This is a genomic window from Roseomonas chloroacetimidivorans, from assembly GCF_049629625.1.
Lineage (GTDB): Bacteria > Pseudomonadota > Alphaproteobacteria > Acetobacterales > Acetobacteraceae > Roseomonas > Roseomonas chloroacetimidivorans.
Window position 1 is genome coordinate 201,131 of the sequence record NZ_JBNBZS010000003.1, and the last position, 11,973, is coordinate 213,103.

The following is an 11,973-nucleotide window of genomic DNA, read 5'->3' on the forward strand; positions in this document are numbered from 1 at the left end:
CGCTCACCGGATCTTCAGGGTGGAAAGGCCGATCAGGGCCAGGATCATCGAGATGATCCAGAACCGGATCACGATGGTCGGTTCCGCCCATCCCTTCTTCTCGAAATGATGGTGCAACGGCGCCATTAGGAAGACCCGTCGCCCCGTGCGCTTGAACCAGAAGACCTGGATCACGACCGACAGCGTCTCCACCACGAAAACGCCGCCCACGATGGCCAGCACCACCTCATGCTTGGTCGCGACGGCCACCGCGCCCAGGGCGCCGCCCAGGGCCAAGCTGCCGGTATCGCCCATGAACACCGCTGCGGGCGGCGCGTTGAACCACAGGAAGCCCAGCCCCGCGCCGATCAGCGCCGAACAGAACACCGCCAACTCGCCCGTGCCCGGCACGAAATGCAGCTGCAGGTAATCCGCGAAGATGCGATTCCCGACCAGATAGGCGATCAGTGAGAACACGCCCGCAGCGATCATCACCGGCACAATGGCCAGCCCGTCTAGCCCATCCGTCAGATTTACCGCATTGGAGGCGCCGACCATCACCAGCATGCCCACCAGCGGGAAAAAGAAGCTGAAGGGGATCATCACCTCCTTGAAGACCGGCAGGGTCAGGCTGTCATTCAGCCCGGGCGGCAGGAACCAAAGGATGAAGACGGCGACGATCAGCCCCAGCCCGAACTGCACGACCAGCTTCCCGCGGGCGGAAACGCCCTTTGTGTTCCGCTTCGTCACCTTCAGCCAGTCATCGGCGAAGCCCAGCGCGCCAAAGCCCAGGGTCAGGACCAGCACGGCCCAGACCATCGGGTTCCGCAGATCGGCCCAGAGCAGGGTGGAAGCCGTCAGCGCCAGCAGGATCAGCACGCCGCCCATGGTGGGCGTGCCCTTCTTCTCCACCAGGTGCCGCGCCGGTCCATCCTCGCGGATCGGCTGTCCGCCGCGTTGGAAGCCACGCAGCCAGCGGATCACCGCCGGCCCGAAGACCATGGAGAGCACAAGCGCCGTCAGACAGGCCGCGCCCGCGCGGAAGGTGACATAGCGCAGCAGGTTGAAGATGATCAGATCGCCGGGCCCGGCAAGCAGCGCCGGGATCATGCCGCCGCTCCCGGCACATCGAGCGCCTTGATCGCCCGCACGACGGCCGCCATGCGGCTGCCCAGCGATCCCTTCACCAGCACGGCATCGCCCGCGCGCAGCGCATCCGCTACGATGGGCGCCAGCGCCGCACTGTCCGCCGCATGCGCCCCGCGCTTCCCGGCCGGCAGCGCCCCATGCAGCGCCGCCATCTGCGGCCCGCAAGTGAAGACCAGATCCGCACTTGCCGCGGCATCGGCCGCAAGCGCCGCATGCATCGCGACGCCCTCGTTACCCAGTTCCAACATATCGCCCATCACGGCCACGCGCCGCATTCCTTCTTGAGCCGCCAGGACGGCAAGGGCCGCACGCATGGAGGTCGTATTCGCATTGTAGGATTCATCGAGCAGCAGCACCGTGCCGCCCGCCACAGGGATCGCGACGCGCGCCCCCCGCCCAGCCAGCGCGGCAAACCCCGCCAGCCCTTCCGCGAAGCGCTGGGGATCGGCCCCGAGCGCCCGCGCCGCCGCCATAGCCGCGACGGCATTCATCGCCATGTGCCGCCCGGGGACGGGCAGCGACACCGCATATTCCCTGTCACCCAGCACCACCTGGAAGGACTGGCTATCCGCGCCGCCCCGCCAGCCGGTCAGCCGCGCCTCCGTATCCTGCCCTTCGCCGAAGGAGACAACACCAATTCCGGCTGCCTCCGCTCGCCGGCGCAGCAGCGCGGCTTGCGGTGCCTCGGCCGGCAGCACCGCTACCCCGCCCGGCTCCAGCCCGAGCACGATATCCGCCTTCTCCTCCGCGATGGCCTCGATGGAGCCCAGCCGCCCGAGATGCGCCGGCGCGATGGTGGTGATCACCGCCACATGCGGCCGCGCCAGGCGCGACAGCGGCGCGATCTCGCCCCGCGTGTTCATCCCGATCTCGATCACGCCGAATTCGGCGGAAACCGGCATCCGGGCAAGGGTGAGGGGCACGCCCCAATGATTGTTGTAGCTGGCCGCGGCCGCATGCACGGACCCGCACGCGGAAAGCCCGGCCGCCAGCATTTCCTTCGTGCTGGTCTTGCCCACGCTGCCCGTCACCGCGACGAAGCGGGCAGGGGAGCGCGCCCGCCCAGCCGCCCCCAGCGCCGTCAGCCCCGCCAGCGTATCGTCCACGCGCAGCAGCGGGCCATCCACGGTCAGGTCGCGATCCACCATCGCGCAGCCCGCCCCGCGCGCCAGCGCGTCGGCCACGAAGTCATGCCCGTCCCGCACATCGCGCAGCGCGATGAACAGTTCACCCCGGCCGACCCCACGGCTGTCGATGGAAACGCCCGAGACGGCCACGCCGTCCGGCACCACCCCGGCTGTCGCCTGACGCAGCGAGGCCGAATCCCACAGGACGGCGCTCACGCCCCGGTCCCCGCGAGGCGCCGCACCACCGCCACGTCGTCAAAGGGATGCGTCACCCCGCCAATGGTCTGCCCGCTCTCATGCCCCTTGCCAGCCACCGCCAGCACGTCACCGGGGCCAAGGGCCGCCATGGCCTCGGCAATGGCCGCCTCGCGCCCGCCGATCTCAATCCCTCCGGGGCATGCGCCCAGCACTGCCGCGCGGATCGCCGCCGGATCCTCGCTGCGCGGGTTGTCATCGGTCACCACCACCCGGTCCGCATGCGCAGCGGCCGCGGCACCCATCAAGGGCCGCTTGCCGGGGTCACGGTCGCCACCCGCGCCGAACACCACATGCAGCCGCGCCGCATGCGGCCGCAGCGCCGCCAGCAGCCGCTCCAGCGCATCCGGAGTATGCGCGTAATCGACATAGACCGCGGCCCCGTTGGGCAGCCGCGCCGCCAGCTCCATGCGCCCGCGCACGCCGGCGAGATGGGGGAGGGCGCGCAGAACGCGATCGCCCGCCATTCCCGTGGCCACCGCCAGCGCCGCCGCCACCAGCACATTGTCCGCCTGATACCGCCCGACCAGCGGCAGATGGACCGTCTCGCGCCGTCCGAAGACAGAAAGCTCCAGCTCTTGCCCATCCGCCTGCGGCGTGTGGCGCAACAGCCGGAGATCAGACCCGGCCTCGCCCACCGTCAACAGCCGCAGCCGGCGCGACGCCGCGATGCTGCGGATGGCCGCCAGCGTCGCCGCGTCCATATCCGCATTCGCGACCGCCGGACGCCCGCTCTCCAGCAGCGTGTCGAATAGCCGCAGCTTCGCGCGGCGATAGCTATCGATATCCCCGTGGTAATCCAGGTGGTCGCGCGTCAGGTTCGAGAAGCCGGCCGCCGCCAGCACAACCCCGTCCAGCCGCCGCTGGTCCAGACCGTGGGAGGACGCCTCCAGCGCGGCATGCGTCACCCCGGCACGTGCGATCGCGGCCAGGGTGGCGTGCAGGGAAATCGGATCGGGTGTGGTCAGCGAAGGCCCGGGCGGAAATCCATCGGCCACCAGCCCCAGCGTGCCCATCGAGGCCGCGCGCGAGCCTGCATCCGCCCAGATCTGCCGCAGGAAATCCGCCGTGCTCGTCTTTCCGTTGGTGCCGGTCACGGCCACCACGGTGCCGGGCTGCACGCTGTGGAAGCGCGCGGCCATCAGCGCCAACGCCCGCCTTGCATCGGGCGCGGTCATCAGTGGCCGTGGCGGCACGCCCGGCGGCCACTCCGTTCCCTCCGGCGCCAGCACCGCCGCCGCGCCGCGGCGCACGGCCTCCTCGATATGTGCGCGCCCATCGGTGCGCGCCCCCGGCAGCGCCGCGAAAAGCGCGCCGGGCACAACCTGCCGGCTATCCGCCGTCAGTCCCGTGATCTCGGGCCGGCTATCGAAACGCGTGGTGATCGCATTCAGCCGGGCCATGAGTTCATCGAGCCTCATGGCTCGAAGGCATCCGTGATGCCTGATCAGAGACGGCTGGCGGATCGAGTGTCGCCGCCTGGGCCGCCATTGAGAAGCGGACCCTGCTCACCGCTTGCTGCCGCATCACCTCCAGCTCCGTCACCCGCAGCGGCACGGGCGCCGAAAGGGTTGGCGCGCCGGGCGCCGTCTGCGGCACGGCCGGACGCGGCGAGACTGCCGGTGTCGTGACCGGGCGTCCCGGCATGGCGGGCGGGGTGGTCGTTGCGGCGGGACGCGCGGCCGGACGCACGGCCGGAGTCGCCGAGGCGGTCGGACGTGGCGTGGGCCGTCCGGGCTGCAGTGGAATGCTGGTGGCCGCGACAATCTCCGGATTCTGCGGATCCTCCGGCACCAGGCCGAGCACGGGAGCGATGCGTGAGATCACAGTGCCCGCCGCCGGGGCGGCCACCCAGCCCGCCGTCGCATAGCCATGCGACTTCGCGTTCGGGTTTGGCTCATCGACCATCACGTAGAGCGCATAGCGTGGTGCGTTCATCGGGAAGGCGCCGACGAAGGCGGCGATGCGTTTGTTGGGCAGGTAGCCGCCGCGCGGCCCGGTCTTCTGTGCCGTGCCCGTCTTGCCGCCGACGAAATAGCCCGGAACATTCGCACCCTTGCCCGAGCCATCCGTCACAACCAGCCGCATCAGCCGCCGCATGGTCTCGGATGTGCGCTCGCTGATCACGCGCACGCCCTCGCGCCGCGTGCCGGGTGGCTGGGCCAGCAAAGTCGGCTGGCGCAGGATACCGCCATTCGCGACGGCGGAAATGCCGGTCACCACATGCAGGGGCGTTACCGCGATGCCGTGGCCATAGGAGATCGTGAACATGTTGATCTCCTTCCAGCCACTGGCAGGCGGGACCATCGGAAGCGCCGTCTCGGTGATCTCGATCTGCTGGCGCGACAGCATGCCCATCCGCTGCAGGAACTCGCGCTGCCGCTGCGGTCCGAAGGTCTGCGCCATATGGGCGGCGCCGAGATTGGACGAGTAGGCCAGCACCTCAGGGAAGGTGATCCAGCGGTTCTTGCCCTTGTAGTCCGTGATGGTGAAGCGGCCGAAGCGGATCGGGCGCGAGGCGTCGAAGCTGCTCGTGTAGACATTCGCCGTGCCGTATTCGAGCGCGGCAGCGGCGGTCAGCAGCTTGAAGGTCGAACCGGGCTCATAGGTGCCCACCGTCACGCGGTTGAAGCGCTGCTCCGGCGTGGCCGCCCCGATATCCCCCGCATCGTAATCGGGCAGGGAGACCATGGCCATCACCTCGGCCGTGTTGATGTCCAGCACCACCCCCGCGCCGCCAATGCCTGAGAAGTCCTGGATCGCCTTCTCCACCGCGTCACGCAGCGCGAGCTGCACGCGAATATCGATGGAGGTCCGCAGTGGCTCCTGCGGCCGCGCCCGCAGCCGCTCGTCATGGTAGCGCTCCATGCCCGAAAGGCCGGTGCCGTCCACGTCCACATTGCCCAGCACATGCACGGCCGCCCGGCCCTGCGGGTAATAGCGGCGCTCCGATTCCTCAAAATACAACCCGGCGATGCCCAGGTCGTTCACCAACTGCTTCTCCCGCGGGGTCAGAGCGCGGGCGATGTAGGAGAACTGCCGGTTGCCGGAGAGCCGCCCGACCAGTCGATCCCGTTCGAGTTGCGGCAACACGCGCGACAGGCGCGTGGCCACTTCCTCCGGATTTTCGATCTGCCGGGGATTGGCATAGAGAGCCGTCACCGGCAGCGAGACTGCCAGGATCTCCCCGTTGCGGTCCGTGATCGTCGCGCGGCTCGTCACCGGCTCAGGTGCGGGCGCCGAGGCCACCTCGCGAGGCATCCGCCGCGGCTCCCGCGGGTCCAGCACCGTCGCGAAGGTCAACCTTAGCGCCACCGCCCCGAACAGCATCCCGAAACCGGCCGCGGCCAGCACCAGACGGCCCCGGCTCTTCTCCAGCACCGCGCGGCGCGCCAGGTCGGGCTGACCTGTGCGCGTGGCGCGGTAATCGGCCACCCGCGCAGCCCGGACCGGCTCGCGCAGGTGGTAGGCGATCGTGGCGTTCGGATCGGGAGCGGCGGGATCGATCATTCCAGCCTCAGCGGAGCGTCGCGGCGCTGGCGCTCGCCACCGGCACGGGCGGAGCCAGCGTCGGCCGCCCGATCCCGCCGAGCAGGGAGCCCGTGGCGACCGGCATCTCCGCCGCTGGCGGGGCCGGGTTACGCAGATGCATGGCGGTCCGCAGCAGCGCGGCCCTCTGCGGCGGGGCGGCCAGGTTCATGCCGCGATCGACCTCGCGCTCGGCCACCCGCGTGGTTTCGGCTGGCCGGACGGGCCGGCGCGCGGGCCGGGATGCCTCGGCCACGCTGACTTCGGCGCGGGCCTCGGTGGCGCGCGGCTCCGCCGCCCGCAGGGCGGCCACCTGCGGCTGATGGGATGGCGTCACCCGGGCCGGTGTCGTGCGCTCGGCCACGGAACGCTCGGCAACCGGCGCATGCTCCACCGCCGCAGGCACCGGGCGCGACGCGGCAGCGGTCTGAACGGGGGCGCGCGAGGCCGCCTGGGCGGCGGGCGCCACGGCCTGTGCCAGCCGCGCCACCGCGCCGGTCGCGGCGGCGGCCAGGGCACTCGCATTCGCCGCCATGGGCGTCGTTGTGGTGCGCGGGGCCGCATTGGCCGCCGCGGCTGCCGGCGCAGGAGCCGTCTCCGCCGGAGCGGAGGCCACCGCCACTTCGCCAGCGCGCTCCCCCTTGATCGGTGCGAAGAGGCTCGGTGCTCCCGCAAAGGCAACGGCCGGCGGCAGGCGACGCTCCAACTCGCTGGCGCGCACGAACTGGCTGGTCTGCATCACCTCCAGCGGCAGGTTGCGCGTCGCGGCGGCACGCAGCCGCTCCGGCTCGTTCAGCAGGGCCCATTCGGCGCGCAGCACGGCCGTGCGCTCGCGCGCCTGCTCGGTGTGGCGCACGGTCTCACGCAGCGTCTTCTCGAGTTCTGCGACCTCGTGCTTCACCGAATACAGGTGAAGCCCCGCCCCGGCGGCGGCGACGAGCGAGAGGAAGGTGAGCGGGCGGATCATGCGGCGGCACGCCTCTCGATGGCGCGCAGCCGGGCAGACCGCGCGCGTGGATTCGTTTGGGACTCTGCCTGAGAAGGTCGCAGAGCGGTGGTGGTCAGCAGGCGGAATTCCGCCGGTTTTGCGACATTTCGCAGCGATGCCGGATCGAAGCGCGACGCGCCCGGAGCCCGCCCCGCCGCGTCGCGCATGAAACGCTTCACGATCCGGTCTTCCAGCGAATGGAAGGAGACGACGACAAGCCGGCCGCCGGGCGCCAGCAGCTTCGCCGCTGCCTCCAGCCCGCGCTCTACCTCGCCCAGCTCGTCATTCACCTTCAGGCGCAGCGCCTGGAAGCTCCGCGTGGCGCTGTCCATGCCGGAGGGGTCGCGAGGCATCACCGAATGGATGGCCTCGGCAAGCTGCAGCGTCGTCTCGAAGGGCGCATCGCCCCGCGCTGCGACGATCTTGCGCGCGATCCGCCGCGAATACCGCTCTTCGCCAAGCTCCCAGAGCAGGTCGGCCAGCTCACGCTCCGGCAGGGTGTTCACCAGTTCCGCGGCGGTGGGCCCGGACTTCTCCATCCGCATGTCGAGCGGCCCGTCGGTCCGCAGCGAGAAGCCACGCTCCGCTTGATCGATCTGGTAGGAGGACACGCCGAGATCGAGCACCACGCCGTCCAGCTCCGCCACGCCGCGCGCGGCCATCAGGTCCAGCATGTCGCCGAAGCGCCCCTCCACCAGGTGCAGGCGCCCGGCGAAGCGCGCGACCAGGCTGGCGCCGCGGGCGATCGCGTCGGGGTCGCGATCCACGGCATAGAGGGTGCAGTTCGCGGCCGAGAGGATGGCGGCGCTGTAGCCGCCGCCGCCGAAGGTGCCGTCGAGATAGGTGGCGCCGTCACGGGGGGCGAGCGTCGCCAGCACCTCCGCCAGCATCACCGGCACGTGGCCTCCCTCGGTGGGGTCAGGCGCGACCATGGGGGAGGGATGCTCGCTCATGCGCGCACCGCAGCCGGCACGCTCAGGGCACGGGACCGCTCGCGCGCGGCGGCCAGGCGCGCCTTCAGCGCCTCCGGCTCCCAGAGCTGAAAGGAATTGCCGCGTCCGGCGAAGGTCACGGCCTCGGTGAGCCCGGCATGTTCGATCATCTCCTGCGGCAGCACCACGCGGCCCTCCCCATCCGGTCGCATCGGGAAGGCATCGGCAAAAAGCGCGAGAGACAGGTCGTCATGCGCGTCGGAGAAGACATCGAGCTGGTTGAGCCCGCTGGCCATTGTCTCGAAGGTCGGAAGCGGCCAGGCCTCGACACAGGGATCGCGGTGCGAAAGGCGCAGAACCAGCTCCAGCGTTCCCAGGCGTTCCAGGGCGGAGCGAAAGGACGCCGGGACGGAGACCCGTCCCTTCTTGTCCAGCTTCCCCGTAAAGGCGCCCATGAAATGGGTCATCCGCTGGACGTCCGCCCCCTCGCGGCCGCTCTGGGCGACTATGGTTCCCCTTTGAATGGGCCGGTGAGGCCCCCCGACCCCACCGGCTCACCCGACCATCCCGCCAGCCCCTCGCCCCCCTCAGGTCCGGGCCCTTGCGGGATGCCGTGGGATAACATGGGCCAGGATGGGCCAACAAGCATGATTGCAGTGAGCCGACGGAGTGTTGCTCACAAGCAACGCAGCGTACTCCCTGGGTTATCAGGGAGTTACCCGATTTTTCTAAGATAAAATCGTAGGAAAATGCCAGACGGCCTGTAAGCCGGGTTCTGTCGGCCCTTGCGGGCCGGGCGACCATTCCTCTGGAGTCCCTGTCACCAGGGACTTCTCGCGGCCAACCCGGATGACGGGGCGGGAAAGCCCCTGGCGACGGATTCTCGCGAATCCTCTCCGGCCATCCCTATTCGGCCTTGCTCCCGGTGGGGTTTGCCGTGCCGCCCCTGTCGCCAGGGGCGCGGTGGGCTCTTACCCCACCGTTTCACCCTTGCCCGCAACGCTTTTCAGCGGTGTGGGCGGTCTGTTCTCTGTGGCACTGTCCCTGGGGTCGCCCCCGCCGGCCGTTGGCCGGCACCGTTTTCCCGTGGAGCCCGGACTTTCCTCCACCGCCCCTTTCGGGGCTGGCAGCGGTCGCCCGGCCGTCTGGCGGAAGCGATATGCGACTCGGCGGAATCGGGGTCAAGCCGCCGGGGTGCCAAAATGCTCACGGACCCTTGAGCAGCCAGCCCGGCGCAGGGCGAGGCCGCCCAGCCCGTGAGCGCCCGGAGCCCGCGCGATGAAGGCTCCGGCGCGCGAATCGCCTCAGAGCGCGAAACCGGTATCCAGGGCGCGCGTCACATCCAGCCGTTCCCGCAGCAGCCCGAACTCCACCGATCGATCCGCCGCATCCTGCAATTCGGCAACCACCTCGGAATCCAATGGAATGGCCCGCGTGCGCTGCACATTGAAGGCGCGCCGCACCGCATCCTCCGGCAGCCGGGTCAGCCGGGCATTGGTGGCGGCGTATTCCGGGATATGGCCATCCGCCCAGGCCCAGCCGGCCCGCTGCCGCTGCATCAACTCGGCCAGTTGGGGGCGACGGTTGCGCAGGGCGTTCTCATGCGCGGCCAGGAAGCTGATGGTGGGTGTCAGCCCGGTGCCGTCCAGCAACACCCGCGCCCCGAAGCGCTCCACCTCGATCGAGACATAGGGTTCCCAGATCGCCCAGGCGTCAACCGAGCCGGAGCGGAAGGCAAGCGCTGCCTCCGCAGGCCCTAGAAAGACATGCTCGACCGCTCCCGCTTCCAGCCCCGCCCGCTTCAGGGCGGCGCGGACGAGAAACTGCCCCCAGCCGCCGCGATTGCCGGCCACCCGCTTGCCCCGGAGATCCGCCAGGCTGCGGAACGCCGAGTCGCCTCGTACCAGGATGGCCTGGGACTTCGGGTCTGCCCGCGTCGCGGCATAGGCGCGGAGCGGCGCCCCGGAGGCGAAGACGCTGAGGAAGGCGAGGTCGCCCATCGTTCCCACATCCAGCGCATCGGCTGACAGGGCTTCGAGCAGCGGCGCCGCGGCCGGAAACTCGCTCCATTCGATCGGAAATGGCAGGTCCTTGGCGGCGCCGGAGGCATCGAGCAGCGAGCGCAGCCCACCTTTCTGGTTGCCGACCCGCAGGGCGGGCGGCGCGGCGCGGGTGATGGCCGGTGTGGCAAGCAGGCCGGCCGAGGCCAGGAGGAGCGAACGGCGGGGAAAGGGCATTTGCGTCATGCCTCCATCCTGTCCCGCGCAGGGATCCCTATGAAAGGGAGGCTTTTGGGCGAAATATTCCAGGAAAGCAGAAGGTTATGCTGCGCTGGATCGCCCCGGCAGGACGCTTGTTTCCATGCCCCCGATGGCCTGCCGGAACCGGCCTCAGCCGCCCTCGGCCAGCGCCACCACAGCCTCCAGCCGGGCGAGCGTGCCGGCATCGGCTCGCCCGCCGCATTCCTCCTGCCGCCAGTGTCGCTGGAAGGCGATCAGGGCCACATCCGGCCGCGCCGGATCCACTGGATAGCCGATCCGCCGCAGCAGCTCCGCCGCGCGCTCCATGCCGCCCGGCACAGGGGAAAGGTCACCGCCATCCACCCCCTCCGGCCATAGGCCGATCCCGAGCGAGGCTAGTCCGCGCCAGTCGAACAGTTCCCCGGGATCACGCTTTCGGTCCGGCGCTACGTCACTATGTGCCACCACATTCCGCGCGGGGATGGCATGCCGCGCCAGGATGTCCAGGCACAGATCTGCCAGCGCCGCCATCTGCAGGGCGGGGAAGGAGCGATAACCGCAGGAATGGCCGGGATTCACCACCTCGATCCCGATGCTGCGCGCATTCAGCAGGTCATGCCCGCGCCAGTGCGACACCCCGGCGTGGAAAGCCCGGCGCTTCTCTGGCACCAGCCGGAAGATCCGCCCGTCCTCTTCCACCACATAATGGGAGGAGACCCGCGCCACGGGGTCGCGCAGCCGCGCGATGGCCGCCTCGCCGGTCTCCATATCCGTGTAGTGAAGAATGAGAGTGTCGATCGGCACGCCTTCGGGCCGGTCGTCCTGGTTCGGGCTGGGCAGATCGGTGATCGCCAGCCCGGCCTCGTTCGGAACCAGCGGCGGCACGGCGGCCGCGCTGCGCCGCGCTCCGGGCTGGCCGGGCAGGGGGCCGCGACGGGCTGTCACGTTTTCTGCCTCACAGCCCGCGCTCCCGTTTGATCCGGTCCCATGCCGCATTGATGTCGGCCACCTTGCCAGAGGCCTGCGCAACGGCTTCGGCCGGCGCGCCCCTGGCCATCAGCTTGTCCGGATGGTTCTCCAGCATCAGGCGCCTGCGGGCTTCGCGCACTTCCTCGTCAGAACATCCGCGCGTCAGCCCAAGCACCGCATAGGGGTCGGGCCCCTGCGGCTCCAGCCTTGGGTTCTCCGGGTTTGGCTGCCCATGCCGGGCCCGGTTCCAGGCTGCGCTGTCCAGCCCCATGCGGGAATGCAGCCCGGCCAGGAAGGTGGTTTCCGCACGGTTCACCGGACCGTCCGCCTCCGCGATGCGGAACAGCGCGCCCAGCACATCCTCCAGCACCTTCTTGTCATCGGCGAAGGCAGCGCCCAGGCGGTCGGCGAAAGGTTCCGCCCCTTCCGGGGTCTCGCGCGCCCGATCGAAAAGCTGCGCCACTTCCTTCAGGCTCTCCGGCGGAATGCGGAACATCAGCTTGAAGGCGTCGATTTCCGACCGCTGCACAGGCCCATCGCATTTAGCCAGCTTCGCCGAGAGCACCACAACCGACACGGCAAACAGGCTTTCGCGCGAGCCCATCATGGCCGCGACCTGCGCCCCATCCAGCCCAGGGATCGCCTTGCCGAGCGTACCTTCGTCGGCCGCATGCCCCAGAGCGCTGCCCAGCATGGCGCCGACCGGCCCGCCCATGGCGAACCCGACCGCGCCGCCGATGATCTTGCCCCAGAAACCCATGTTCAGGCCTAGGCCACTCCGTTCAGCGAGATGCCGGAGCCTATGC

At 70.0% G+C, this 11,973-nt stretch carries 10 protein-coding genes and 1 other RNA gene; all 11 read right to left on the bottom strand.

Features of this window, described 5'->3' with window-relative positions:
* Positions 1-3: 3 nt before the first annotated feature.
* Complete coding sequence (gene mraY, locus ACO1BU_RS03195) at positions 4-1,089, bottom strand: phospho-N-acetylmuramoyl-pentapeptide-transferase (RefSeq protein WP_424134449.1); 1,086 nt, start codon at positions 1,087-1,089, stop codon at positions 4-6.
* On the bottom strand, positions 1,086-2,471 hold the full coding sequence (locus ACO1BU_RS03200; protein ID WP_424134450.1) for a UDP-N-acetylmuramoyl-tripeptide--D-alanyl-D-alanine ligase: 1,386 nt from the start codon (positions 2,469-2,471) through the stop codon (positions 1,086-1,088). Before ACO1BU_RS03200 ends, mraY begins: the two co-directional genes overlap by 4 nt.
* On the bottom strand, positions 2,468-3,931 hold the full coding sequence (locus ACO1BU_RS03205) for a UDP-N-acetylmuramoyl-L-alanyl-D-glutamate--2,6-diaminopimelate ligase (protein ID WP_424134451.1): 1,464 nt from the start codon (positions 3,929-3,931) through the stop codon (positions 2,468-2,470). The genes ACO1BU_RS03200 and ACO1BU_RS03205 overlap by 4 nt, the downstream gene beginning before the upstream one ends.
* Entirely contained in the window at positions 3,918-6,020 is a 2,103-nt protein-coding gene (locus ACO1BU_RS03210; RefSeq protein ID WP_424134452.1) for a peptidoglycan D,D-transpeptidase FtsI family protein, read from the bottom strand. Before ACO1BU_RS03210 ends, ACO1BU_RS03205 begins: the two co-directional genes overlap by 14 nt.
* A 7-nt stretch (positions 6,021-6,027) precedes the next feature.
* Positions 6,028-7,005 carry a cell division protein FtsL gene (ftsL, locus tag ACO1BU_RS03215; protein ID WP_424134453.1) on the bottom strand — a complete coding sequence of 326 codons (978 nt, stop codon included), beginning with the start codon at positions 7,003-7,005 and terminating at the stop codon, positions 6,028-6,030.
* Entirely contained in the window at positions 7,002-7,979 is a 978-nt protein-coding gene (gene rsmH, locus ACO1BU_RS03220; RefSeq protein WP_424134454.1) for a 16S rRNA (cytosine(1402)-N(4))-methyltransferase RsmH, read from the bottom strand. The genes ftsL and rsmH overlap by 4 nt, the downstream gene beginning before the upstream one ends.
* Complete coding sequence (gene mraZ / locus ACO1BU_RS03225; RefSeq protein ID WP_424134455.1) at positions 7,976-8,425, bottom strand: division/cell wall cluster transcriptional repressor MraZ; 450 nt, start codon at positions 8,423-8,425, stop codon at positions 7,976-7,978. Before mraZ ends, rsmH begins: the two co-directional genes overlap by 4 nt.
* Positions 8,426-8,706: 281 nt before the next feature.
* Positions 8,707-9,107: RNase P RNA component class A (rnpB, locus tag ACO1BU_RS03230), an RNA gene on the bottom strand.
* A 155-nt stretch (positions 9,108-9,262) separates the two neighbouring features.
* On the bottom strand, positions 9,263-10,204 hold the full coding sequence (locus ACO1BU_RS03235; protein WP_424134456.1) for an ABC transporter substrate-binding protein: 942 nt from the start codon (positions 10,202-10,204) through the stop codon (positions 9,263-9,265).
* Positions 10,205-10,348: 144 nt separating this feature from the next.
* On the bottom strand, positions 10,349-11,143 hold the full coding sequence (locus ACO1BU_RS03240) for an N-acetylmuramoyl-L-alanine amidase (protein WP_481133208.1): 795 nt from the start codon (positions 11,141-11,143) through the stop codon (positions 10,349-10,351).
* Positions 11,144-11,153: 10 nt separating this feature from the next.
* Complete coding sequence (locus ACO1BU_RS03245) at positions 11,154-11,927, bottom strand: TerB family tellurite resistance protein (protein WP_424134457.1); 774 nt, start codon at positions 11,925-11,927, stop codon at positions 11,154-11,156.
* Between the last annotated feature and the right edge of the window lie 46 nt (positions 11,928-11,973).

What these genes read in the sequence shown, in the direction of transcription:
- mraY (WP_424134449.1), bottom strand. Translation starts at nt 1,089, where the DNA reads ATGATCCCGGCGCTGCTTGCCGGGCCCGGCGATCTGATCATCTTCAAC.
- rsmH (WP_424134454.1), bottom strand. Translation starts at nt 7,979, where the DNA reads ATGAGCGAGCATCCCTCCCCCATGGTCGCGCCTGACCCCACCGAGGGA.
- ftsL (WP_424134453.1), bottom strand. Translation starts at nt 7,005, where the DNA reads ATGATCCGCCCGCTCACCTTCCTCTCGCTCGTCGCCGCCGCCGGGGCG.
- ACO1BU_RS03245 (WP_424134457.1), bottom strand. Translation starts at nt 11,927, where the DNA reads ATGGGTTTCTGGGGCAAGATCATCGGCGGCGCGGTCGGGTTCGCCATG.
- ACO1BU_RS03210 (WP_424134452.1), bottom strand. Translation starts at nt 6,020, where the DNA reads ATGATCGATCCCGCCGCTCCCGATCCGAACGCCACGATCGCCTACCAC.
- mraZ (WP_424134455.1), bottom strand. Translation starts at nt 8,425, where the DNA reads ATGACCCATTTCATGGGCGCCTTTACGGGGAAGCTGGACAAGAAGGGA.
- ACO1BU_RS03205 (WP_424134451.1), bottom strand. Translation starts at nt 3,931, where the DNA reads ATGAGGCTCGATGAACTCATGGCCCGGCTGAATGCGATCACCACGCGT.
- ACO1BU_RS03235 (WP_424134456.1), bottom strand. Translation starts at nt 10,204, where the DNA reads ATGACGCAAATGCCCTTTCCCCGCCGTTCGCTCCTCCTGGCCTCGGCC.